The 23,374-nt window shown below is 68.2% G+C and carries 24 protein-coding genes and 2 tRNA genes; 14 read left to right on the top strand and 12 right to left on the bottom strand.

Annotated elements, in window-relative coordinates; all coding sequences use genetic code 11:
- Positions 1 to 11: 11 nt before the first annotated feature.
- Complete coding sequence (gene edd, locus Q5Z10_RS08860) at positions 12 to 1,928, top strand: phosphogluconate dehydratase (protein ID WP_303638720.1); 1,917 nt, start codon at positions 12 to 14, stop codon at positions 1,926 to 1,928.
- A 150-nt stretch (positions 1,929 to 2,078) separates the two neighbouring features.
- The gene (eda, locus tag Q5Z10_RS08855) at positions 2,079 to 2,738 is read left to right on the top strand and encodes a bifunctional 4-hydroxy-2-oxoglutarate aldolase/2-dehydro-3-deoxy-phosphogluconate aldolase (RefSeq protein ID WP_303638719.1); all 660 of its coding nucleotides are present in this window, start codon (positions 2,079 to 2,081) and stop codon (positions 2,736 to 2,738) included.
- 114 nt (positions 2,739 to 2,852) lie between these two features.
- On the opposite strand, the gene Q5Z10_RS08850 is transcribed toward eda, so the two are convergent.
- From Q5Z10_RS08850 to ispG, 3 genes are all read right to left on the bottom strand, one after another.
- A complete protein-coding gene (locus Q5Z10_RS08850; RefSeq protein ID WP_303638718.1) occupies positions 2,853 to 3,500 on the bottom strand; it encodes a response regulator in 648 nt (215 codons plus the stop codon).
- Positions 3,501 to 3,702: 202 nt separating this feature from the next.
- Positions 3,703 to 4,452 (bottom strand): phosphatase PAP2 family protein, encoded by a 750-nt coding sequence (locus Q5Z10_RS08845; RefSeq protein WP_303638717.1) that lies wholly within the window; start codon positions 4,450 to 4,452, stop codon positions 3,703 to 3,705.
- Positions 4,433 to 5,698 (bottom strand): flavodoxin-dependent (E)-4-hydroxy-3-methylbut-2-enyl-diphosphate synthase, encoded by a 1,266-nt coding sequence (ispG, locus tag Q5Z10_RS08840; RefSeq protein ID WP_303638716.1) that lies wholly within the window; start codon positions 5,696 to 5,698, stop codon positions 4,433 to 4,435. Before ispG ends, Q5Z10_RS08845 begins: the two co-directional genes overlap by 20 nt.
- 114 nt (positions 5,699 to 5,812) lie before the next feature.
- Here ispG and Q5Z10_RS08835 point away from each other — a divergent pair, with 114 nt between their 5' ends.
- Together Q5Z10_RS08835 and Q5Z10_RS08830 are read left to right on the top strand one after the other, a co-directional pair.
- Entirely contained in the window at positions 5,813 to 7,039 is a 1,227-nt protein-coding gene (locus tag Q5Z10_RS08835; RefSeq protein WP_303638715.1) for an ATP-binding protein, read from the top strand.
- Positions 7,036 to 7,605: a response regulator transcription factor gene (locus Q5Z10_RS08830; RefSeq protein WP_303638714.1), complete on the top strand. Its 570-nt coding sequence runs from the start codon at positions 7,036 to 7,038 to the stop codon at positions 7,603 to 7,605. Before Q5Z10_RS08835 ends, Q5Z10_RS08830 begins: the two co-directional genes overlap by 4 nt.
- Positions 7,606 to 7,793: 188 nt before the next feature.
- On the opposite strand, the gene pgi is transcribed toward Q5Z10_RS08830, so the two are convergent.
- The 6 genes from pgi to pcnB form a co-directional block, all read right to left on the bottom strand.
- A complete protein-coding gene (pgi, locus tag Q5Z10_RS08825; protein ID WP_303638713.1) occupies positions 7,794 to 9,308 on the bottom strand; it encodes a glucose-6-phosphate isomerase in 1,515 nt (504 codons plus the stop codon).
- Positions 9,305 to 9,685: an aspartate 1-decarboxylase gene (gene panD, locus Q5Z10_RS08820; RefSeq protein ID WP_004153087.1), complete on the bottom strand. Its 381-nt coding sequence runs from the start codon at positions 9,683 to 9,685 to the stop codon at positions 9,305 to 9,307. Before panD ends, pgi begins: the two co-directional genes overlap by 4 nt.
- Positions 9,686 to 9,806: 121 nt before the next feature.
- On the bottom strand, positions 9,807 to 10,646 hold the full coding sequence (gene panC / locus Q5Z10_RS08815) for a pantoate--beta-alanine ligase (protein WP_303638712.1): 840 nt from the start codon (positions 10,644 to 10,646) through the stop codon (positions 9,807 to 9,809).
- Entirely contained in the window at positions 10,643 to 11,458 is an 816-nt protein-coding gene (panB, locus tag Q5Z10_RS08810) for a 3-methyl-2-oxobutanoate hydroxymethyltransferase (protein ID WP_008264688.1), read from the bottom strand. The genes panC and panB overlap by 4 nt, the downstream gene beginning before the upstream one ends.
- A gap of 34 nt (positions 11,459 to 11,492) precedes the next feature.
- Entirely contained in the window at positions 11,493 to 11,978 is a 486-nt protein-coding gene (gene folK / locus Q5Z10_RS08805) for a 2-amino-4-hydroxy-6-hydroxymethyldihydropteridine diphosphokinase (RefSeq protein ID WP_303638711.1), read from the bottom strand.
- Positions 11,979 to 11,981: 3 nt separating this feature from the next.
- The gene (gene pcnB, locus Q5Z10_RS08800; RefSeq protein WP_442758957.1) at positions 11,982 to 13,358 is read right to left on the bottom strand and encodes a polynucleotide adenylyltransferase PcnB; all 1,377 of its coding nucleotides are present in this window, start codon (positions 13,356 to 13,358) and stop codon (positions 11,982 to 11,984) included.
- A gap of 52 nt (positions 13,359 to 13,410) precedes the next feature.
- Between pcnB and Q5Z10_RS08795 the strand changes: the two genes are divergently transcribed.
- Positions 13,411 to 13,485, top strand: a tRNA-Glu gene (locus Q5Z10_RS08795).
- Between the two features lie 454 nt (positions 13,486 to 13,939).
- Here Q5Z10_RS08795 and Q5Z10_RS08790 read toward each other — a convergent pair.
- Entirely contained in the window at positions 13,940 to 15,364 is a 1,425-nt protein-coding gene (locus Q5Z10_RS08790) for a sugar porter family MFS transporter (RefSeq protein WP_303638709.1), read from the bottom strand.
- A 190-nt stretch (positions 15,365 to 15,554) separates the two neighbouring features.
- Between Q5Z10_RS08790 and fdxA the strand changes: the two genes are divergently transcribed.
- Positions 15,555 to 15,878 (top strand): ferredoxin FdxA, encoded by a 324-nt coding sequence (gene fdxA / locus Q5Z10_RS08785; protein WP_005409054.1) that lies wholly within the window; start codon positions 15,555 to 15,557, stop codon positions 15,876 to 15,878.
- A 169-nt stretch (positions 15,879 to 16,047) separates the two neighbouring features.
- Here the strand turns inward: fdxA and Q5Z10_RS08780 are convergent, their stop codons facing one another.
- Together Q5Z10_RS08780 and dapA are read right to left on the bottom strand one after the other, a co-directional pair.
- Entirely contained in the window at positions 16,048 to 16,563 is a 516-nt protein-coding gene (locus tag Q5Z10_RS08780; RefSeq protein WP_303638708.1) for a hypothetical protein, read from the bottom strand.
- 32 nt (positions 16,564 to 16,595) lie between these two features.
- A complete protein-coding gene (gene dapA, locus Q5Z10_RS08775) occupies positions 16,596 to 17,489 on the bottom strand; it encodes a 4-hydroxy-tetrahydrodipicolinate synthase (protein ID WP_303638707.1) in 894 nt (297 codons plus the stop codon).
- 164 nt (positions 17,490 to 17,653) lie between these two features.
- On the opposite strand from dapA, the gene Q5Z10_RS08770 reads away from it, so the two are divergent.
- The 8 genes from Q5Z10_RS08770 (at position 17,654) to Q5Z10_RS08735 (ending at position 23,343) form a co-directional block, all read left to right on the top strand.
- A complete protein-coding gene (locus Q5Z10_RS08770; RefSeq protein WP_005409051.1) occupies positions 17,654 to 18,214 on the top strand; it encodes a glycine cleavage system transcriptional repressor in 561 nt (186 codons plus the stop codon).
- An 87-nt stretch (positions 18,215 to 18,301) separates the two neighbouring features.
- The gene (locus Q5Z10_RS08765; RefSeq protein ID WP_303638706.1) at positions 18,302 to 18,781 is read left to right on the top strand and encodes a peroxiredoxin; all 480 of its coding nucleotides are present in this window, start codon (positions 18,302 to 18,304) and stop codon (positions 18,779 to 18,781) included.
- Positions 18,782 to 18,865: 84 nt separating this feature from the next.
- The gene (locus tag Q5Z10_RS08760) at positions 18,866 to 20,266 is read left to right on the top strand and encodes a PhoH family protein (protein ID WP_303638705.1); all 1,401 of its coding nucleotides are present in this window, start codon (positions 18,866 to 18,868) and stop codon (positions 20,264 to 20,266) included.
- Positions 20,263 to 20,772 carry a hypothetical protein gene (locus Q5Z10_RS08755; protein WP_303638704.1) on the top strand — a complete coding sequence of 170 codons (510 nt, stop codon included), beginning with the start codon at positions 20,263 to 20,265 and terminating at the stop codon, positions 20,770 to 20,772. Before Q5Z10_RS08760 ends, Q5Z10_RS08755 begins: the two co-directional genes overlap by 4 nt.
- Before the next feature lie 9 nt (positions 20,773 to 20,781).
- The gene (locus Q5Z10_RS08750) at positions 20,782 to 21,450 is read left to right on the top strand and encodes a YoaK family protein (RefSeq protein ID WP_303638703.1); all 669 of its coding nucleotides are present in this window, start codon (positions 20,782 to 20,784) and stop codon (positions 21,448 to 21,450) included.
- 93 nt (positions 21,451 to 21,543) lie between these two features.
- Positions 21,544 to 22,353 (top strand): bifunctional hydroxymethylpyrimidine kinase/phosphomethylpyrimidine kinase, encoded by an 810-nt coding sequence (thiD, locus tag Q5Z10_RS08745; protein ID WP_303638702.1) that lies wholly within the window; start codon positions 21,544 to 21,546, stop codon positions 22,351 to 22,353.
- Positions 22,350 to 23,276 carry an alpha/beta hydrolase family protein gene (locus tag Q5Z10_RS08740; RefSeq protein ID WP_303638701.1) on the top strand — a complete coding sequence of 309 codons (927 nt, stop codon included), beginning with the start codon at positions 22,350 to 22,352 and terminating at the stop codon, positions 23,274 to 23,276. Before thiD ends, Q5Z10_RS08740 begins: the two co-directional genes overlap by 4 nt.
- Positions 23,267 to 23,343: transfer RNA gene (locus Q5Z10_RS08735), tRNA-Arg, on the top strand. The genes Q5Z10_RS08740 and Q5Z10_RS08735 overlap by 10 nt, the downstream gene beginning before the upstream one ends.
- The last annotated feature ends 31 nt before the right edge of the window (positions 23,344 to 23,374 follow it).

Genomic DNA, 23,374 nt, shown 5'->3' with positions numbered 1-23,374 from the left:
GCCGGTAGCCAATGAGCCTCCATCCGCAACTGCAAGCCATCACAGAACGCGTCATCCGTCGCAGCGCCGCCTCGCGAGCCGCTTACCTGGCCGCGATCGACGCCGCGCTGCGCGATGGACCGTTCCGCAGCCGCCTGAGCTGCGGCAACCTCGCCCACGGCTTTGCTGCCTGTGGCGGCACCGACAAGAGCCGCCTGCGCGGCGGCGTGACGCCGAACCTGGGCATCATCACCGCGTACAACGACATGCTGTCGGCGCACCAGCCGTTCGAGAGCTATCCCGAGCAGATCCGCGCGATCGCGCGCGAGCTGGGCGCGACCGCCCAGGTCGCCGGCGCGGTCCCGGCGATGTGCGACGGCGTCACCCAGGGCCGTGGCGGCATGGAACTGTCGCTGTTCTCGCGCGATGTGATCGCGCAGGCGACGGCCATCGGTCTCAGCCACGACATGTTCGACACCACCATCCACCTCGGTGTCTGCGACAAGATCGTGCCCGGCCTGCTGATCGGTGCGCTGGCGTTCGGCCACCTGCCGGCGGTGTTCGTGCCGGCCGGGCCGATGACCCCCGGCATTCCCAACAAGCAGAAAGCCGAAGTGCGCGAGCGCTACGCGGCCGGCGAAGCCACCCGCGAGGAGCTGCTGGAAGCCGAATCGGCCTCCTACCACGGCGCTGGTACCTGCACCTTCTACGGCACGGCCAACTCCAACCAGGTGCTGCTGGAAGCGATGGGCGTGCAGCTGCCGGGCGCGTCGTTCGTCAATCCGGATACCGCCCTGCGCGATGCATTGACCCGCGAAGCCACCGAGCGTGCGCTGGACATCACCGCGCTGGGCGACGACTTCCGGCCACTGGGCCGGATCATCGACGAGCGCGCGATCATCAACGCCGTCATCGCGTTGATGGCCACCGGCGGTTCGACCAACCACACCATCCACTGGATCGCCGTGGCGCGCGCCGCCGGCATCGTGCTGACCTGGGACGACTTCGACGAACTGTCGCAGCTGATCCCGCTGCTGGCCCGCGTCTATCCGAACGGCGAGGCCGACGTGAACCGCTTCGCGGCGGCAGGCGGTCCGGCGTTCGTGTTCGGCGAGCTGATCAGGGCCGGGCTGATGCACGGCGACCTGGTCAGCGTGGCCCGTGGCGGCATGGCCGACTATGCGCGCGAGCCGCAGCTGCGCGACGGCGCGCTGGTCTATCTGCCCGGCCTGGAACGCAGCGCCGATGAAGAAGTGGTGCGCGGCGTCGACAACCCGTTCGAGCAGCAGGGGGGCCTGCGCCTGCTGCGCGGCAACCTCGGCAAGTCGCTGATCAAGCTGTCGGCGGTGAAACCGCAGTACCGCACGATCGAGGCGCCGGCGGTGGTGGTGGATGCGCCGCAGGTACTGAACAAGCTGCATGCCGGCGGTCTGCTGCCGCAGGATTTCGTGGCGGTGGTGCGTTACCAGGGACCGCGCGCCAATGGCATGCCGGAGCTGCATTCGCTGGCGCCGCTGCTGGGGCTGCTGCAGAACCAGGGCCGGCGCGTGGCGCTGGTCACCGATGGCCGGCTGTCCGGCGCATCAGGCAAGATCCCGGCCGCGATCCATGTGACCCCGGAAGCCGCACGCGGCGGTCCGCTGGGCAAGGTCCGCGAGGGCGACATCATCCGCCTGGATGGCGAGGCCGGCACGCTGGAAGTGCTGGTGGATGCGGCCGAATGGGCCGCACGTACGCATGCGCCGAACACCGCGCCGGCGGCACACGACCTCGGCCGCAACCTGTTTGCGATCAACCGGCGTGTGGTCGGGCCGGCCGACCAGGGTGCGATTTCGATTTCGTGCGGGCCGGCGGCGGCCGATGGTGGGCCGTGGGAGTACGACGCGGAGTATGAGCTGGGGCATGACGCGGCAGCTGCGGCGGCGCCGCATGAGGCGAAGGACGCCTGAGGGCCTGAAGGGCGTTGCGGGCATGCGTCGGCGGTGGGGTTCCCGGGGGCGGCGGAGAGCAGGCCGTCGCCGCATCACCGTTTCCGGCGCCGATACGCCGCGAAGTGATCACTGAAAATCAAATTCAAAAGCAAAGGCAGAAGCAGAGCTATGGGTATCGAACAACATCAGGTGCGGGCGGCGGAGATGCTGCATGCGGCCGGCATCCTGCCGGTGGTGACGATTCATACGCTGGACCAGGCGCGTGCGGTCAGTGCGGCACTGCTGGAAGGCGGCCTGCCGGCGATCGAGCTGACGCTGCGCACCCCGGTGGCGATGGAAGCACTGGCGATGCTCAAGCGTGAGCTGCCGGATGTGGTGGTGGGCGCAGGCACGGTGCTGACCGTTGAGCAGATGCAGCAGTCCATCGATGCGGGCGCGGATTTCCTGGTGACCCCGGGCACGCCGCCGGCGCTGGCCGATGCGCTGGCTGCCGCGCCGCTGCCGGTCGTGCCGGGCGCGGCCACGCCGACCGAGCTGCTGTCGCTGTATGCGCGTGGTTTCCGCGTGTGCAAGCTGTTCCCGGCCACCGCCGTGGGCGGGCTGGCGATGATCAAGGGCCTGGCCGGCCCGGTCGCCGACCTCAAGCTGTGCCCGACCGGTGGCATCACCGAAAACACCGCCGCCGAGTACCTGGAGCAGAAGAACGTGGTCTGCATCGGCGGCTCGTGGATGGTGCCGGGCAACTGGATCGCCGAAGGCGACTGGAACAAGGTGCGTGCCAGCGCCGCCGATGCGGCGAAGATCATCCAGCGCGTCCGCAGCCACTGACACCCCACCGGATCAGAGCCCTTTCCCGCAGGGAAAGGGATCCGAGCCCAACCTGCCAGGCCGCCACCCGCAACGGCAATGCGCCGCGAGGGGCGGCGCCGCTGGCTGGAATCCTTACAGCGGCCGCGCCGGATCCACCAACCCGTACTGGCTGGCCATCCGCGCCAGTGCGATGTTGTCGTGGATTCCCATCTTCTCGAACAGGCGCGCCTTGTGCGTGTTGACCGTCTTCACACTCAGGCTCAGGCGCCGCGCGATGTCTTCCTGGCGCAGCCCCTGGGTCAGCAGCAGCGCCACTTCCAGTTCGCGCGGTGACAGGTTGTCGAACGGCGAACCGTTGCCCTCCACCGTCGACAGCGCCAGGTTCTGCGCGATGCTGGTGCCCAGGTAACGGCGCCCGGCCGCCACGTCACGCACCGCACGCAGCAGTTCCTGGGCATCGCAGCCCTTGCCGATGTAGCCGGCGGCGCCGGCCTCGAGCAGGCGCTTGGGCAGCGGGCCATCTTCCAGCACCGATACGATCACCACGCGCGTGGCGCGGTGGCCGCGCACGATGCGCTCGGTCACCTCCATGCCGCTGACACCGGGCAGGTGCAGATCGCACAACACCACGTCCGGTTGCAGCTGGCGGATGGCAGGCAGCGCGTCTTCGCCGGTCTCGGCTTCGCCCACCACTTCAATGTCGGTTTCACCCGACAGGATCATCTTCATCCCGGTGCGGACCAGCGCGTGGTCATCCACCAGGTAGACTCGAATCGTCATTCACGTACCTCTTCGAATGCGGCCAATACGGGTCAACCTAGGCAGGAGTACCTGACCACCGCAAGCGCGAATGATGCGCAATTCCGGCGTTCTGCCCTGCGCATCACATTCTTCACGCATCGATGGTGCCCCCTGTCCTGCAGAACCCGTTACAACGAAACAACCCGTCCCTCAGGTAGACGCCCCGGAAAGGGCATCCACGTCACTTCCCCTGCGTGATCGCTCCGCTGGCCGTCGCTGGCGGCGAACCGTGGTGTCGCCAAGGATGCCGGCGACTGAACATGACCAGATAGCACCCTACCACCCAAACCAGCGCGGCACACCATCCGGCCAGGATGTCCGAGGGGTAATGGACCCCCAGATAGACCCGGGACACGCTGACCAGCAGGCTGAATGCCGGCGCCAGCACCAGCACCGGCCAGCGCCAGCGGGTGTTCCAGGCCAGCAGCATCAGGGTGACCGCCAGGGTCGTCGAGCCCATCGCATGGCCGCTGGGGAAGCTGAACGTCGATTCCGGGGCGATCGACTCCCACAGGCTCGGCCGGTCGCGCTGGAAGAACTGCTTGCTGGCCATGTTCAGCAGGGCCGAGCCGACGAAGCTGACCGCCACGAAGGTGGCCTCGCGCCAGCGCCGGCGCCACAGCAGCACGCCGACGATCAGCACGTCGGCCGGAATCAGGAACCATTCGTAGCCCAGTTTCGACAGCAGCACGAAGAAGCGGTCCAGCGCCGACGAATGCAGGCCATGCATCTGCCACAGCAGCGGCGCGTCGAAGTGGAACGATTCAAATTCATGCACTTCATCGGCCAGCGCCACGAAGCCGGCCAGCGGCACCAGCACGCCGGCGAACAGCAGCAACAGTCGCCAGGCGTTGTGCGCCATCCAGTGGCGGAACCCGGAGGCCGGCTCCGGCGCGGCCAGGATCGTCGGCTTATCCGGCGCTTCGGACATAGGTACGTTCGACGTAATCGTCGATCAGGGCAACGAATTCCTGGGCGATGTTCTCGCCACGCAGGGTCACCTTCTTCTCGCCATCGACGAACACCGGCGCTGACGGCGCCTCGCCGGTACCTGGCAGCGAGATGCCGATGTTGGCATGGCGCGACTCACCCGGCCCGTTGACCACGCAGCCCATCACCGCCAGGGTCATGTTCTCCGCGCCCGGGTGCTGGATCTTCCACAGCGGCATCTTCTCGCGCACGTGGTTCTGCACGACCTTGGCCAGCTCCTGGAAGAACTCCGAGGTGGTGCGGCCACAGCCCGGGCAGGCGGTCACCAGCGGCGTGAACGCGCGCTGGCCGGTGGTCTGCAGCAGCTCCTGGGCAACGATCACTTCCTGCGTGCGCGACTGGCCCGGTTCCGGGGTCAGCGAGATGCGGATGGTATCGCCGATGCCTTCCTGCAGCAGCACGCTCAGCGCCGCAGCCGAGGCCACGATGCCCTTGCTGCCGATGCCGGCCTCGGTCAGGCCCAGATGCAGTGCGAAATCCGAACGCTGCGCCAGGTCGCGGTAGACCGCGATCAGTTCCTGCACGCCGCTGACCTTGGCCGACAGCACGATGCGATCGCGCGGCAGGCCCAGCTCCACGGCCTGCTCGGCCGAGTCCAGCGCCGAGCGGATCAGCGCCTCGCGCAATACGCGGCCGGCGTCCCACGGCTGTTCGCGATGGTTGTTCTCGTCCATCAGCCTTGCCGCCAGGGCCTGGTCCAGCGATCCCCAGTTGGCGCCGATGCGCACCGGCTTGTTGTAGCGGATGGCGAATTCGATCAACTGGGCGAACTGCAGGTCCTTCTTCTTGCCGAAGCCGACGTTGCCCGGATTGATGCGGTACTTGGCCAGCGCTTCGGCACACGCCGGCTCCGCGGTGAGCAGCTGGTGGCCGTTGTAGTGGAAGTCGCCGATCAACGGCACCTCGATGCCCATCATCGCCAGCTTGTCGACGATGCGCGGGATCGCCGCAGCGGCTTCGACGGTGTTGACGGTCAGCCGCACCATTTCCGAACCGGCACGCCACAGCTCGGCCACCTGCTTCACGCTGGAGGCGACGTCCGAGGTATCGGTATTGGTCATCGACTGCACCACGACCGGCTTGCCTCCGCCGACGGTGACCCCGCCGATCTGCACGGCATGGGTCTGGCGGCGGGGCCAGGAGGTGGCATCAGAGGGCGGAGTCGGGCGGGTGACGGCGTCGTGCATGGGCGCATTCTACCGCCCGCCCCCGCATTCCGGGTGACTCGCATTCAGCCGGCGGCACGGCTGCGGCCTATTGTCGCAGGCACGCGCGCCCGTGAACGCATACGATGGGCGTGAATGACCGGTCCCGACGCCCCGTTCCTCCGAACCCTGTGCAGCCTGCGCTGGCTTGCCGTGGGCGGACAGGCCGCCACCATCCTGGTGGCCACCTGGGTGCTGGGCCTGCCGCTGCCGCAGCTGCCGTTGTGGGCCGGCGTGGCCGTGCTGGCACTGTTCAACGTGTACACCCAGCTGCGCCCGGAAGCGGCCGATACCGCGCCGCTGACCGCGTTCGGCCACATCCTGGTCGACGTGATCATCCTGACCTGGATGGTCGGCTGGAGCGGTGGCATGGCCAACCCGTTCAGTTCGCTGTTCCTGATCCTGATCGCCCTGGCCGCATTCGCCCTGCCCCTGCGCTGGGCGCTGGCGGTGGCGCTGGCCTGCCTGCTCGGCTACGCCGCCAGCGGCCTGTTCGGCCAACCGCTGCCGGATGGCTACTTCCGCGCGCACGACCTCAACCGCTGGGGCGTGGTGGCCAACTTCCTGATTTCCGCAACGGTGGTGCTGGCATTCTCGACGCACCTGGCGCTGGCCCTGCGCCAGCGCGAACTGGAGCTGTCGGCGCTGCGCGAACGCTTCGCCCGCAACGAGGGCATCGTCGCCCTGGCCACCCACGCCGCCTCGGTCGCGCATGAACTGAACACACCGCTGGCGACCATGACCCTGCTGGCCGACGATGTCGCCGAGCGCAGCGAGGAGCCGGAAGTGCGCGAGGACATGGACACCCTGCGCGAACTGCTGGTGCAGTGCCGTGAACGCGTGCTGGCGCTGGCCGCACCGGCCTCGGCCGATGCCCCGGGGCGCAGCCACTCCAGCGCCCAGCAGGTGCTGGAGCAGTGGCGCCTGGTGCGGCCGACCATCGATCTGCATCGCAACGACGATGCCCCCCTGCGCTTGCCGCTGGACCCGGGCGTAGGCCATCTGCTGATGGTCCTGCTCAACAATGCCGCCGATGCCGGCGAACAGGCCGGCCGGCCGCGCGTGGACCTGGAACTGCGCATCGAAGGCGACGACCTGATCGGCGAGGTCCGCGACTACGGCCATGGCTTCGACGCCCGTGCGGCGGTACTGCCGGGCAAGCTGTTCGGCAGCAGCAAGAGCGAGGGCATGGGCGTCGGCCTGGCCCTGTCCCATGCCACCATCGAACGCCTCGACGGCGAGATGTGGATGCGCCCGGCCCAGGGGGCCGGCAGTCGCGTCGGCTTCCGCCTGCCGCTGGCCCCACGCGAGGACACCCCATGAGCCTTCACCACTCCACCCTGGGCCTGCTGGTCGACGACGACGAGCTGTACCTGCGCACCCTGCAACGCAGCCTGGCCCGCAAGGGGCTTGAGACACAGACCGCACAGGATGCCGCCAGCGCGCTGGCGCTGGCCCGCCAGCATCCGCCGGCGTTCGCACTGATCGACCTGAAGCTGGGCAGCGATTCCGGCCTGGCCCTGATCCAGCCGCTGCGCGCCCTGCGCGCGGACATGCGGATCCTGCTGGTGACCGGCTACGCCAGCATCGCCACCGCCGTGGAGGCGATCAAGCTCGGTGCCGACGACTACCTGCCCAAGCCGGCCACGGTGCCGATGATCCTGCGCGCCCTCGGCAAGGAAGACGATGGCCCGGCCGACGATGGCGAGATGGAAGTGCCCGATGCGATGACGCCGATCAGCCGCCTGCAGTGGGAACACATCCAGCAGGCGATGCACGAGACCGGCGGCAATGTATCGGCGGCCGCGCGCCTGCTGGGCATGCACCGCCGCTCGCTGCAGCGCAAGCTGGCCAAGCGGCCGAGCCCGGAGCGCGATCCGAGCCGTTGATGCGGCGCCGGGTTCGCCGGGTTCGCCGGGTTCGCCGGGCATGGCCCGGCGCTACCAGGCGGTCATTGCGTTCGCCGGGCATGGCCCGGCGCTACCGGCGGTCATTGCGTTCGCCGGGCATGGCCCGGCGCTACCAGGCGGTCATTGCGTTCGCCGGGCATGGCCCGGCGCTACCGGATTGTTGAGGCTCAGCCCTTCAGCTGCGCCAGGATCTCGCGGGTCATCGGATCGGCAATCGCCACGTCCTCGCCCTGCAGCGCCGGCAGCAGGCCACTGGCCAGCTGCTTGCCCAGCTCCACGCCGAACTGGTCGAAGGCGTTGATGTTCCAGATCACCGACTGCACGTACACGGCGTGCTCGTACATGGCGATCAGCGCGCCCAGTGCCTGCGGCGTCAGCGCGTCGAGCAGGATCAGCGTGCTCGGGCGGCCACCCGGGTAATCACGGTGCGGATCGTCGCTGGACTGGCCGTTGGCCAGTGCCTCGGTCTGCGCCAGCAGGTTGGCCAGCAGCGCCTGGTGATTGACCGTGTATGGATCATCGTTGTGCACGCAGCCGATGAAATCGGCCGGAATGATGCTGGTGCCCTGGTGCAGTGCCTGGAAGAAGCTGTGCTGCACGTCGGTACCCGCCCCGCCCCACCACACCGGCACGGTGTCGGTGCTGACCGGCTGGCCATCGCGCTGCACGCGCTTGCCCAGGCTTTCCATCACCAGCTGCTGCAGGTAGGCCGGCAGCAGCGCCAGGCGCTGGTCGTAGGTCATCACCGCGTGCGTGGCGCAGCCCAGCAGGTTGCGGTTCCAGATATCGGTCAGCCCGTGCAGCACCGGCAGGTTGCGCTCCAGCGGCGCGTCCAGCGCGTGCGCGTCCATCTGCGCGGCGCCTTCCAGCAGCTGTTCGAAACGCTCGAAGCCGATCGCCAGTGCGATCGGGAAACCGACCGCCGACCACAGCGAATAGCGGCCACCGACCCAGTCCCACATCGGCAGCACGCGCTCGGCGGCGATGGCGAAGGCCTTGGCGGCACGCTCCGGATTGGCGCTGACCGCGTACAGGCGCTCGCTGCCGCCCAGCCAGTCGTGCAGGATCTGGCCGTTGAGCAGGGTTTCCTGCGTGCCGAAGGTCTTGGAGATCAGGATGCCGGCCGTCTTCGCCGGATCCAGCGTGGCCAGCGTGCGCTGCATGGCGGCGCCGTCCACGTTCGACACGAAATGCACGCGCAGGCGCGCACCGCTGACCGGGCGCAGTGCATCGGCGACCAGGCGCGGACCGAGATCGGAACCGCCGATGCCAACGCTGACCACGTCGGTGACGCCGCTCTCTTCCAGCGTACGTACCAGCACGCCCATGCGCTGGCGGACGTCGCGCGCGGTGGCATAGGCCTCGGCCGCCACCGGCGCATCGACCCCATCGCCACGCAGCGCGGTATGCAGCGCCGCGCGGCCTTCGGTCAGGTTGACCTGTTCGCCACGGAACAGGCGGGCGATGGCACCGCCGACATCACGCTCGGCAGCCAGCGCCAGCAGCGCCTGCAGCGCCGCGGCGTCGTACTTCTGCCGGGCGAAATTGACATACAACGGACCGACCCGCAGCGCCAGCTCCTGGACGCGGCCGGGTTCGGCGGCGAGCAGGCTGGGAATGCTTGCGCCCTTCAGGCGCTGGGCGTGGGAATGCAGCGAGTCGAATCCGTTGTTCGTTGTCATGCGGCCTGGGTCGGGATCGTGTCGTTGGTGTGGGAGATCTGGTTGTTGCCATCCACGTACACCAGCTTCGGCTTGAAGCTGTCGGCTTCCTGCTCGGTCATGCTGGCGAACGCGGCGATGATGATGATGTCACCCACCTGCACGTGGCGCGCGGCACCACCGTTGAGCGAGACAACGCCGCTGCCGGCTTCGGCGCGGATGGCGTAGGTCGAGAAGCGCGCACCGTTGGTCACGTCCCAGATGTGCACCTGCTCGAACTCGCGGATGCCGGTGGCAGCCAGCAGGTTGTCATCGATGGCGATCGAGCCTTCGTAGTTCAGCTCCGAATGGGTGACGGTGGCGCGGTGGATCTTGGTCTTGAGCAGGGACAGGTGCATGGGGGCGCTGCAACGGCAAAGGAAAGAGCGGATTCTAGCACCCGCGCGGCGCGGGGCATCACGCCGGGCACCCCGTTCAGGTAGCGCCGGGCCAGGCCCGGCGCCACGCATCGACCGGAACTCAGAATTCCAGGTTGTCGATCAGCCGGGTGGTGCCCAGGCGCGCGGCAATCAGCGCCACGCGGCCACCGCCATCGAAGGTCGGCTCGGCCAGCTCCGGGGTGCGCAGCACCGCGTAATCGACCTGGAAGCCGGCGGCCTGCAGCGCGGCCGTGGCGTCAGCCTCGATCTGCGCGCGTGCCTGCCCGGCCACGTACCCTTCGCGCATGCCCAGCAGGGTACGGTGGATGCTGGTCGCGACCGGGCGTTGTTCGGCGCTCAGGTACTGGTTGCGCGAACTCTTGGCCAGGCCGTCTTCGTCGCGCACGATCTCCGCACCGACGATCTGGATCGGGAACGACAGCTCGGCCACCATCTGCTTGATGACGGCCAGCTGCTGGTAATCCTTGCGCCCGAACACCGCCACATCCGGCTGCACCTGCAGGAACAGGCGCGCGACCACCGTGCACACGCCATCGAAGTGACCCGGGCGGCTGGCGCCCTCCAGCACTTCACTGACGCCCGGCGCGTGCATGCGCGTGGTCCTGTCCACGCCAAGTGGGTACATCGCCTCCACGCTGGGCAGCCACACCGCATCGCAGCCGACCTGGGCCAGCCCGGCCACGTCGGCCTCGGGCGTGCGCGGATAACGGCTGAAATCCTCGTTCGGCCCGAACTGGGTCGGATTGACGAAGATGCTCGCCACCACCCTGTCGGCGTACTGCCGTGCCAGGGTCACCAGCGCGTGGTGGCCGCCGTGCAGGTTGCCCATGGTCGGCACCAGCGCCACGCGCAGGCCTTCGCGCTTCCATTGGGCGATCTGCCCGCGCAGCGCGCCGAGTTCGTTGAAGGTCTGGATCATTGGGCGTACGCGTGTTGTTCGTCGGGGAAGCTGCCGTCGCGCACGGCGTCGGCATAGGCACGGGTGGCACCGGCCACCGAACCGCCTTCGGCAAGGAAGTCCTTGACGAACTTCGGACGCCGATGGCCGCTGTCCAGGCCAAGGAAATCATGCAGCACCAGCACCTGTCCGTCGCACTGCGGGCCGGCACCGATACCGATGGTGGGAACATCCACTGCGGCGGTGACTTCGGCGGCGACCGGGGTCGGCACGCACTCGAGCACCATGATGCTGGCGCCGGCAGCGGCCACGGCCCTGGCATCGTCCACCAGCTGGCGCGCCGCATCGCCGCGGCCCTGGATCTTGAAGCCGCCCAGGCGCAGCACCGACTGCGGGGTCAGGCCCAGGTGCGCGCAGACCGGAATCTCGCGCTCGACCAGGTAACGGATGATGTCGACCTTGAAGCCGGCACCTTCGATCTTGACCATCTCGGCACCGGCCTGCAGCAGCTGCAGCGAGGCATCCAGCGCACGCTCCGGGGTGGCGTCGGCACCGAACGGCAGGTCGGCCACCAGCAGCGCGCGCTGCAGCACGCGGGCCACGGCACGGGTGTGGTAGACCATGTCGGCGACGGTCACCGGCAGGGTCGAATCATGTCCCTGCACCACCATGCCCAGCGAATCGCCGATCAGGATCAGGTCGACGCCGTTGGCATCGAAAGTGCGGGCAAAGCCAGCGTCGTAGGCGGTCAACATGACCAGCTTCTGGCCATTGCGCTTGGCTTCGGCCAGGGCGGGAACGGTCCAGGGCTTGCTGTCTGCGTGGGTGCTCATGTGCTGATAACCGGGGGAGATAACCCGGGCATTATCACCCTATCGGCGCGATCCCGCAGGCATCCACCCGCATCACTGCATCCCGCACGCGGCCATGGCCGGGAATGGCCAGATCCGCGGCGATTTCGGCCAATGGCACCAGCACGAACGCGCGCTGGTGCAGGTACGGGTGCGGCACCTTCAGCTCCGGCAGATCCAGCACCTGCTCGCCGAACAGCAGCAGGTCCAGGTCGAGCGCGCGCGGCCCCCACTGCACCGCCGGGTCACGCACGCGGCCGAAGCGCTGCTCCAGCGCCAGCATTGCCTGCAGCAGTTCGAGCGCAGGCAGTGCGGTGTCCACCGCCGCCACTGCGTTGACGAACGGCGGCTGGTCCTCATTGCCCCAGGCCGGCGTTGCATACAGGCGCGAGGCCTGCAGCAGCCGTGTCGCGGGCAATGCGTCCAGCGCGGCGATGGCCGCGCGGACGGTACTGGCTGCGTCGCCAAGATTGGCGCCGAGCCCGATCCAGGCACGGGTCATGACCTACTCGGCGGCGCTGGCCGCCCCGCCGGGGCGACGACGACGGCGGCGACGCTTGCGCGGTGCCCCACCCTCTTCGTCCCCGTCCTCGTGGTGCATGGCATCCAGCGACGATTCCAGTTCGTGCCCGGACTGGGCCTGCGCCTCGCGCCAGAACGCGACGTCGGCTTCGTGCTCGGCAGAAGCGACCTGACGCAGCGCCAGGAAATCGAACGCCGCACGGAAGCGCGGGTGGGTGAGCGTGCGGAACACGCGCTTGCGCTGGCGCGAACCGAAGCGCGACTGCAGCAGCCAGATTTCCTGCATGGGCAAGGAGAAACGGCGCGGCAGCGCGATGGTGCTCAACTGCTGCACGGTGACGCGGTCGGCGGCGCGGCGCTGCGCCTCCTCCGGTGCAACCCCCTGCTTCAGCAGCGAGGCCTGCGCACGGCAGAACGCCGGCCACAGCAGCAATGCGAACAGGAACGCCGGCGAGACCGGCTCGTCGTTGGCCACGCGTGCATCGGTATTGGCCAGGCCTTCGACCAGCATGCGGCGCAGCGCGCCGGTGCGGTTCGACCTGAGCGCCTTGGCGCTTTCCGGGAACAGCACGTCGAGCAGGCCATAGCGTTCCAGGCCTTCAAAGCTGGCCACGCCATGCCCGGACAGGAACAGCTTCAGCACTTCCTCGAACAGGCGGGCAGGCGCCGCTTCATTGAGCAGGCCGGCCAGCTGCGGGATCGGTGCGGCGGTGCCCTCTTCGATCTGGAAGCCGAGCTTGGCCGCCAGGCGCACCGCACGCAGCATGCGCACCGGGTCTTCCTGGTAGCGCTGCACCGGATCGCCGATGAGTTTCATCAGGCGCGCCTGCACGTCTTCGAAGCCGCCGGTGTAATCGCGCACCGAGAAATCCTCGATGGCGTAGTACAGCGCATTGCAGGTGAAGTCGCGACGGACGGCATCGTCTTCGATGGTGCCGTACACGTTGTCGCGCACGAGCATGCCGTTTTCCATCTCGCGGTCGCCGCTGCCGTCATCGCTGTTGGCACGGAAGGTGGCGACTTCGATGATCTCGCGGCCGAACACCACATGGGCCAGGCGGAAGCGGCGGCCGATCAGGCGGCAGTTGCGGAACAGCTGCTTGACCTGTTCGGGCGTGGCGTCGGTGGCCACGTCGAAATCCTTGGGTTGGCCATTGACCAGCAGGTCACGCACCGCGCCGCCGACAAGGTAGGCGCCGAAGCCGGCATCGCGCAGGCGATAAAGCACGCGCAGGGCGTTCGGGCTGATGTCCTTGCGGGAGATCGTGTGCTGGTCGCGCGGGATGACGCGCAGGCTGAACGGTGATGTAGCAGGGGAAATGATGTTGGCGCTTCCGGTTGAAGTTTCGGGATTGCCCAATGGCATCGAGGTGCATATACTAGCGCTCCTGCCTCGGCAGCGACACCGTTACGCTCCCTTCGTCTAGTGGTTAGGACGTGGCCCTCTCAAGGCTAAAACAGGGGTTCGAGTCCCCTAGGGAGCGCCAGTCGCCGCAGCAGGAACCGAAAAAGCCCGCCTTTGTGCGGGCTTTTCTGTTTTCCGGGTTTGCCGGTGGCTGCGGTCGGGTTGGTCGCTCTGGCGCCTCCCTGCTCCTGCGTGAGAGGGGGCGGGCCACCCTTGCCTGGACACGCAAAAGCCCATCCATGGTGCTCGATGGCGCCATCCATGGCGCCAACGGTCCAGGCAAGGGTGGCCCGCCCCCTCCTGACAGTTTCCCGCGAAGGCGGTGGCAACCGCCGGACGGCGCGCTTCGGAAAATCCGCCGGAACCGCAATGCCTGGTGCGAAGGCGGGGCAGCTCAAGCCGGGACCGTTGGCGCCATGGATGGCGCCATCGAGTCCCCATGGAAGGGTTTACGGCGTGTCCCGGATTGGGCTGCCCCGCCTTCGCCCTCGATGACACGGAGGCGCCAGGCGGAACGTATCCGAAGCCGAGATTTGTCAGCCTTCCATCTGCTCCAGCTCCTTGCCCTTGGTCTCGCGTACGTAGCGCACCACGAAGAAGATCGAGAGGATCGCCGCGACCGTATAGATGCCGTAGGCCCCGGCCAGGCCGATGCCGGCCAGCAGCATCGGGAAGGTCACCGTGATCGCGAAGTTCGAGGTCCACTGCGCCGCCCCGGTCACGGCCAGCGCCGGCCCGCGGATCTGGTTGGGGAACATCTCGCCCAGCATCACCCACATCACCGGGCCCCAGGACATGTTGAAGAACACCACATAGACGTTGGCGGCGATCAGCGCCAGCCGCCCCATGCCGTCGGACAACTGCAGGCGCCCGTCGGCCAGACTGCCACTGGCGAAGGCCACCACCATCAGCACCAGCGCCACCGACATGCCGACCGAGCCGACCCACAGCAGCGGCTTGCGACCGATACGATCGATCAGCAGCACGGTCAGCAGGCAGGCACCGATGCTCAGCCCTCCGGACAGCACGTTGATCAGCAGCGCGTCGCCCTCCGAGAAGCCCACCGCCTGCCACAGCACCGCGCCGTAGTAGAACACCACGTTGATGCCGACCAGCTGCTGGAACATGGCCAGGCCGATGCCCACCCACAGGAGCGGACGCAGCTTGCCGGTGGCCCTGTCACGCAGGTCGCCGAAACGTGGCTTGTGCTGGTCACGGGCAAGACTGGCCTCGATCTCCGACTGCTTGGCCACCGCCGCGCTGCCGCCGTACAACCGCGCCAGCACCACCCTGGCCTGCGCCTGCCGCCCCTTCAGCACCAGGAAACGCGGGCTTTCCGGAATCAGCAGCAACAACAGCAGGAACAGCCCCGACGGCAGCGCCTGCATCCAGAACATCCAGCGCCAGGCCTCATGGCCCAGCCACAACGGCTCGGTCGACGCCCCGGCGGCGCGGGCCAGCAGGTAATTGCTCAGGAAGGCCGCAAACAGGCCACAGATGATCGCCATCTGCTGCACCGTGGCCAGGCGGCCGCGATAGCGTGCCGATGCCACTTCGGCGATGTAGGCCGGCGACATCACGCTGGCCGCCCCCACCGCGAAGCCGCCGAGCACGCGGGCGGCGATGAACAGCCACGAGGCGTGGGCAGCGCCGGCACCCAGCGCCGAGACCAGGAACAACAGCGCGGATACGATCAGGACGCCGCGACGGCCCAGGCGGTCGCCCAGCCAGCCCGCCAGGAAGGCGCCGATCGCGCACCCCAGCAGCATCGAGGCGACCTCGAAGCCGAGCGCCGCCTCGCTGGAGCCGAAGGCCTGGCGCAGGCCATCAACCGTGCCGTTGATGACGCCGCTGTCGAAGCCGAACAGGAATCCTCCCAGGGTCGCCACGCAGCTGATCAGGACGATAAGGGCGGTGTTCTCGCCGCCATCGACGGCGGCACCCGGTTGCACTGGGGTCATGGACAATCCTGCGTGGAAGGAAGTGCGGTCCATTCAGGACCGGTTTCAGGTCCAGCGTCGCACAGCCCTGCGCCGCCGCCAACTGCGCCTTGCCGGCGCCTGATCGCGCAGGGCCTGGAGACGGCGCCCGACAGCAGGGGCCAACCTGTTCTAGAATTGGCAGGTTCAGGAAGCGATCCATCCCCTACCCATGCCCTTTGTCGTCACCGAAAACTGCATCAAGTGCAAACACACCGATTGCGTGGAAGTGTGCCCCGTGGATTGCTTCCACGAAGGCCCGAACTTCCTGGTGATCGACCCGGATGAGTGCATCGACTGCACCCTCTGCGAACCCGAGTGCCCGGTCAACGCCATCTTCCCTGAAGACGACGTTCCGGCCGGCCAGGAGGGCTTTGTCGCCCTCAATGCCGAACTGGCGAAGGAATGGCCGGTGCTGACCGTGCGCAAGGATCCGCCGGCCGATGCCGGCGAGTGGGACGGCAAGCCGGACAAGCTGAAGCTGCTGGAGCGCTGAGGCGCGCCTGCGGCCGCAACGGAAAAGGGCGCCCTGGGCGCCCTTTTTCATTGCCGGCAACCATGGGCCATTGCCCGGCCGACCCTGGACCGCGCCGCGCACTCGCCGGGCATGGCCCGGCGCTACCGGAGCAGGTGCGGCACAGGGTCCGCACCCGATGGGCGGCCGGTTACGGGGCCAGCTTCGCCTTCAGCGCGGCGATCAGCTTCACCGGCGCCTCGGCGGTGGCCGGCAGGCCACGCGGGTCGACCGCGGAGATGTAGGCGCCGGCATCGACGGCAACCACGCGGACCAGGAAGTTGCTGCCCTCATAGGCCACGTCGTAGGAGCCCAGCAGCTGCGCGCGGCTGGCGATGGTCACGCCTTCCACGCCTTCCAGCGCGGTACCGACCTTGGCGAAGGCATCGTCCTTGCCGCCGGCGATGGTGAAGCCGGTGGTGCCGACCGCCGGAGCGGCCGCGACCGGGGCCGCCGGCTTGGTCGCCGAGCTCAGCGTCGGCACCTGGTTGTTGCCTGCGCCAGCCGGCAGGTTCAGGTCCGGCGGCACTTCCAGCGGACGCATCTCCGGGGCCAGGGCGTAGTCGCCCTTGACGCCGCGCTTGAAGCAGCCGGTGGTGCCGGCCGCGGTGGCGATGGCGAGGAGCGCGAAGGACAGCACGCGGACGGCGGAAACGGATTGACGCATGTGGATCTCCTGGATCAGACCAAGACGGAAGGTCAGTGGCTGGAAAGGGCTTCGAGGGCGGCGATATCACCGGCAAGATGGTCGGCTGCAGGCTGATGTGCTGCCGAAAGCGGCAACAGCGGCAGGCGCAGGTCGTTGCCGATGCCGATCCGGCGCAGCAGCGCCTTGACCGGAATCGGGTTGGGTTCGACACCGCAGAAGTCATGGAACGGCTGCAGGCGCGCGTCCCAGGATTCGGCGGCGTCATGATCGTGTGCCGCGGCCAGGGCGCACATGCGGCGATAGGCGCCGGGCAGCACGTTGGAGCCCACCGAGATCAGGCCGGCCATGCCGGCCTGGATCGAACGGGCGGCGGTGCCGTCATCGCCACTGAGCACGTCGAAGCCGGGACCGCGCAGCGCCAGCAGCGCCTGCACGCGACCGGTGTCACCGACGGCCTCCTTGATGCCGACGATGTTCGGGTGGCCGGCAAGCGCGGCCACCGTCTCCGGCAGCATGTCGCAGCCGGTACGGCCGGGCACGTTGTAGAGCACCACCGGCAGCCCGCCCTGGTCGGCCACCGCGCGGTAATGCGCGATCAGCCCGGCCTGGGTCGGCCGCACGTACGGCGGAGTGACCACCAGCGCGTGGGTGGCGCCCAGTGCGGCGGCACGACGGGTCTGTTCGATGGTCTTGGCGGTGCCTGACAGACCGGTGCCGGCCAGGACCGGAATGCGGCCGGCAATGCGTTCGACCGCTCTGGCCAGCAGCTGGTCGTACTCGGCATCGGACAGGGTTGCCGCCTCGCCGGTCGAGCCGGCAACGACAACGCCTTGGACGCCACCTTCCAGTTGCAGGTGCAGCAGGCGCTGCCAACCGTCGGGGTCGAGTGCGCCGTCGGCCCGGAACGGGGTCGCCAGCGCGGTGATGAGGCCGGAAAGGGACAAGGACGTGCTGCTCTTGGCTGGGGAGGGAAAACGCCCGCCACGAAAGGCCGGGGGCGATCTGAATGTTACTTGCGGCGCGAAAGCACGGGCAAGTATGCTGGACACCGGTGGATCCCCGCCTCTGGCGGGCATTCAGACTAACGCATGCATTACCCGGAATCGCCTTGACCGACACCACCCCGCGCCCCGCGCCGAGCGAAAACCACCTCCTGATCAACGCCTATACGACGCATCCGGAGTCCCCCCTGCTGTCCGTCACCCGCCGCATCGCCGACAGCGGCTGCAATCTGGTGGACGCGCGCCTGGCCACCGTCGGCCGCGATGTTTCGGTTACCGCCCTGGCCACCGGCTCGTGGGATTCGGTGGCCAAGCTGGAAGCGATGCTGACCCGGCTGGAGCGCGAGGAAGGCCTGAAGCTGGTCTGGTACCGCACGGCCGCCAAGCAGGCGCAGTCCAACCTGCTGCCGTACATCGTCGAGGTCATCGCCGCCGACAAGCCGGGCATCCTGTTCCAGCTGGCCGACTTCTTCGACCGCCAGGGCATCACCATCGAGAACCTGCAGAGCACGCGCTACCGTGCCATGCAGACCGGTGCGGAGATGTTCAGCGCGCAGGTCACCATCGGCGTGCCGGCCAACATGCACATCGCTGCCCTGCGCGACGATTTCCTCGAGTTCTGCGACCACCTGAACCTGGACGCGATCATGGATCCGATGAAGTTCTGATTTTTCGCGCGTTCGTCACGGCGGCACGCGCTTTCATGCAGTCATGCAGTTGTAGTGGAAACACCCCAGGCTCGGCAGAAGGAAGCTATGAACAACGGCGATACCCTGGACAGCACCACCCTCTCCCTGCCGCTGGCCCTGTCCGGCGGCGCCCACGCCACCCTCGGCGACTACGCCGGCCAATGGCTGGTGCTGTATTTCTACCCGAAGAACAGCACCCCGGGCTGCACCACCGAAGGCATCGACTTCAATGCGCTGCTGCCCACGTTCAGCAAGGCAGGCGCGGTGGTGCTCGGCGTGTCCCGTGATTCGGTGAAGTCGCACGACAACTTCTGCGCGAAGCAGGGGTTCGCCTTCCCGCTGGTAAGTGACACGGACGAAGCGCTGTGCAGCGCCTTCGACGTGATCAGGATGAAGAACATGTACGGCAAGCAGGTCCGTGGCATCGAACGCAGCACCTTCCTGATTTCCCCCGACAGCCGCATCGTGCAGTCCTGGCGCAAGGTCAAGGTCGCCGGCCATGCCGACGCCGTGCTTGCCGAACTGAAGGCCGCCCAATCCAAGTGAGTCCCATCGCCCACTTTGTCCGCCACCACCCTGCCCTGCAGCAGGCCGTGGTGGTTTTTCCCTGTCCGTAACCAGGAACCGATGATGACCCGAGGCAAGCGCATCTACGTGCTGGATACCAACGTGCTGATGCACGATCCCACCGCGCTGTTCAAATTCGAGGAGCACGACGTCTACCTGCCGATGCAGGTGATCGAGGAGCTGGACAACGGCAAGAAGGGCACCACCGAGGCAAGCCGCAACGCCCGTCAGGTCAGCCGCTTCCTCAACGAGCTGGTGCAGGCGTCGGGCCTGGACAACCTGGCCGATGGCATCCCGCTGCAGCGGCCGCAGGGCCTGCAGCTGCGCGGCAAGCAGAGCGTGGGCCTGCTGCGCTTCCAGACCAGCCATTTCGATGCCGGCAAGAGCTTCGGCCAGGTCATCCCGGACAACGCCATCCTTGGCGCGATCCTGGCACTGAAGGAAGAAACGCCGGAGATCCCGGTGGTGTTCGTTTCCAAGGACATCAACCTGCGGATCAAGGCCGCCATCGCCGGCATCGTGTCCGAAGACTACGAGAACGACCGCGCGCTGGATGATTTCAGCCTGCTCTACACCGGTGCCACCGAGCTGCCGGAGGATTTCTGGAAGCGCCATGGCGAAGACCTGCGCAGCTGGAGCGACAAGGGCCGCACCCACTACGAGATCCAGGCCCAGGACGGCGAGGAGTGGTACCCCAACCAGTACGTCTACCTGCCCGGCGACGACGAAGTCGAACTGCGCGTCAGCCGCGTCGTCGGCGATGGCAAGGTGGTGCTGTCGCTGGTGGATGATTTCCGCCACGGCAGCCATGCGGTGTGGGGCATCAGCGCGCGCAACCGCGAACAGAACTTCGCGCTCAATGCACTGATGGATCCGGAGATCGACTTCGTCACCCTGCTTGGCACCGCCGGTACCGGCAAGACCCTGCTGGCGCTGGCAGCCGGCCTGGCCCAGACCATGGACCAGCAGCGCTACCGCGAGATCATCATGACCCGTGCCACGGTCAGCGTGGGCGAGGACATCGGCTTCCTGCCCGGCACCGAGGAGGAGAAGATGACGCCGTGGATGGGCGCGCTGACCGACAACCTGGAAGTGCTCACCCACAACCAGGAAGGCGGCACCTGGGGGCGCCAGGCCACCAACGATCTGCTGGCCAGCCGCATCAAGATCCGTTCGATGAACTTCATGCGCGGCCGCACCTTCCTGTCGCGTTACCTGATCCTGGATGAGGCGCAGAACCTCACCCCGAAGCAGATGAAGACGCTGATCACCCGTGCCGGCCCCGGCACCAAGATCGTCTGCCTGGGCAACGTCGAGCAGATCGATACCCCGTACCTGACCGAGACCACGTCGGGCCTGACCTACGCGGTGGACCGTTTCAAGAACTGGCCGCACAGCGCGCACATCACCCTGCGTCGTGGCGAGCGCTCGCGCCTGGCCGATTACGCTTCGGAGGTGTTGTGAACCGCTGCACCCGACTGTGGCTGCCCACGGCGGCGATCACCCTCGCCGCGCTGCTCGGTGCCTGTGCGACCACGCAGGGACCGGCCAGCGTGCCGACCGCCGAGCGCACCGGCCAATCGTGGGTCGTCACCCGTCCGCTCATCGCCGCGCAGGTGCTCGACACCTGCTCGCGCCCCAGCCCCGGCCGCGAGGCCGGGCGGGTCAGCGGCTACTGGGCGCCCAGCCGGCAGCAGATCGACCAGCTGGAGGCCCGGTTGCCGGCGCTGGAAGCACAGGTACCGCAGGTGCTGGATTTCGACCGCCAGTACGTCGGTATCGAGCTTGATGGCCGGCAGGTGATCTACATCAACGCCTTCCATCTGCCCGAGGGCGCCGCGCTGCGCCCCGCGCGCGAAGCGGTGCGGGTCTGCGACGGGGGCGCCCGGTTCTGGGGGGCCGTGTTCGACCCGGCCAGCGGCAGCTTCAGCGAACTGCAGTTCAACGGCGGCAAAGTGCCGTCGCCCTGAGGCGACGGCATGGGAATCCGCCTGCCCACCTGGGTCTGGATCGGCGCGGTCGCGCTCTCGTGCGTGGCCGGCATGGTCAACGTGGTCGGCTTCCTGGGCTTCGAGCACCAGGCGGTCAGCCACCTGACCGGCAGTATCAGCCAGCTCGGCATGGCACTGGCGCAGGGCGACTGGCGCGCGGTCGGCCACCTGTGGGGGCTGCTGATCGCGTTCTCGCTGGGCGCCATGCTCAGTGGCCTGCTGATCCAGGACAGCGCGCTGCAGCTGGGCCGCCGCTATGGCATTGCCCTCGCGCTGGAATCGATCCTGCTGCTGGCCGCGATTCCCCTGTTCAAGCACCAGCAGATCTGGGGTGCGCTGTCGGCGGCGATGGCCTGCGGGCTGCAGAACGCCATGGCCACCACCTTCAGCGGCGCCGTGGTGCGCACCACCCATCTCAGCGGCATGTTCACCGACCTCGGCATCGGCCTGGGCCATCTGCTGCGCGGCCTGCCGCTGCAGGTGCGGCGCCTGACGCTGAGCGGCCTGATCATCAGTGGCTTCCTCGCCGGCGGCGTCATCGGTGCCTGGCTGTTCGTACGCTGGCATTACGACGCCCTGCTCGCCCCTGCACTGCTGACCGGCCTGACCGGTGTGGGCTATGTGCTGTACCAGCAATGGGTACGCTGGCGGCAGTGACCGGCAGCCGCGACAGGTGACGATCGGGGCAGCCCGCGCGGCCCGGCCCGCTCGGCACTACCCGCTCGCCGGTGGGCGCGGCACAATCGCTGCATGAGCCCGACCACTCCCGTTTCCGCCCTCACCATCGCCGGCTCCGATTCCGGCGGCGGCGCCGGCATCCAGGCCGACCTGAAGGCATTCGCCGCGCACCGCGTGCACGGCCTCTCGGTGATCGCCGCGCTGACCGCGCAGAACACCCGCGGCGTCAGCGCCGTGCACGTACCGCCGATCGATTTCCTGCGCGCGCAGCTGCAGGCCTGCTTCGATGACTTCGACATCCATGCGGTGAAGCTGGGCATGCTTGCCAATGCCGACGTGATCCATGCCGTGGCCGATGCGCTTGAGCAGCATCGCCCCCCGCACGTGGTGCTGGACCCGGTGATGGTGGCCACCAGCGGTGCGCGCCTGCTGGAGGACAACGCACTGCAGGCGATGCGCGAACGGCTGCTGCCGTTGGCCACGCTGGTGACGCCCAACACCCCGGAGGCGGAACTGCTGGTCGGCCAGGCCATCGGCAACGCGCGCGAGGTCGAACAGGCCGCGGCCGCCCTGCTCGATCTCGGCGCCGGAGCGGTGCTGCTCAAGGGCGGGCATCTGCACGAAGGCAACCGCGTGGTCGACCGCTACTTCGACGGCGTCAGCAGCGAGGAGTTCAGCCACGCGCGGCTGCCGCTGGATGCGCATGGCACCGGCTGCACGCTGGCCTCGGCCATCGCCGCACAGCTGTGCAACGGCCTGAGCCTGGCCAACGCCTGCGAAGCCGGCATCGATTACGTCGCGCGCGGCCTGCAGCGGGGCTACGCGCCCGGCCGCAGCGACGTGCGCGTGCTCGATCACTTCGGCGCGGCGCCGCAGGCATGAGCGCCCCCGCGCAGACGCACGCCGTGGTGAGCGGCGATGGCCACCGCTACGGCGTGATCACCTGCGTGCCCGCGCAGCCGTGCGCCCGCCTGCTGTGGCTGCCGGCACTGGGTGTGGCAGCCCGTCACTACCTGCCATTGGCACAGGCGCTGGCCGCGAAGGGCGTGGCGGTCTATCTGCACGAGTGGCGTGGCAACGGCAGCAGCGCGCTGCGGCCATCGCGCACGCAGGACTGGGGCTACCGCGAACTGCTCGAGCAGGACCTGCCGGGCAGCCAGGCACTGCTGGCCGCCGCCGATGCCGAACAGGGTGCGCTGCCGTGGATCATCGGCGGCCACAGCCTTGGCGGGCAGCTGGCCTGCGTGCATGCCGGGCGTCAGCCGCAGGCCTTCCAGCATGTGTGGCTGGCCGCAAGCGGCACACCGTTCTGGCGTGCGTTCCCTGCCCCGCGGGGCTGGCTGCTGCCGCTGTTCTACCGCTTCCTGCCCTGGATCGCGCGCCGCCAGGGCGTGTTGCACGGGCGCCGTCTCGGCTTCGGCGGCACCGAAGCACGCGGTCTGATCGCCGACTGGGCGCGCGTCGGCCTGAGCAACCACTACGCTGCCGCAGGCATCGACGAGGACCTGGACGCACAGCTGCAGCGCATCCACGCCGATGTGCAGGCGGTGCTGATGGCCGATGACTGGCTGGCACCGCCTGGCTCGATGCAGGGCCTGCTGGCCAAACTGCCCCATGCCACCTCACGCTTGCGGGTGCTGTCCGCAGACGAACTGGGTACGCGGGCCGATCACTTTGCGTGGATGAAACTGCCGCAGGCCGTGGCTGACCTGTTTTTCATTCAGTTGGATGAAAATTTTCACAAAAGCGTTGACGAAGCGCGCCGACATCCGCATAATTCCGCTCCTGTCGCAGGGCGCCCGTAGCTCAGTTGGATAGAGTACCTGGCTACGAACCAGGCGGTCGGGAGTTCGAATCTCTCCGGGCGCACCACTCGACAGGCTTCCGGCCTCCGCCGCTGGAA

The organism is Stenotrophomonas sp. 704A1 (assembly GCF_030549525.1).
Taxonomy (GTDB): domain Bacteria; phylum Pseudomonadota; class Gammaproteobacteria; order Xanthomonadales; family Xanthomonadaceae; genus Stenotrophomonas; species Stenotrophomonas tuberculopleuritidis.
Note: the sequence above shows the minus strand (reverse complement) of the source record. Positions and strands in the feature narration are given on the sequence as shown.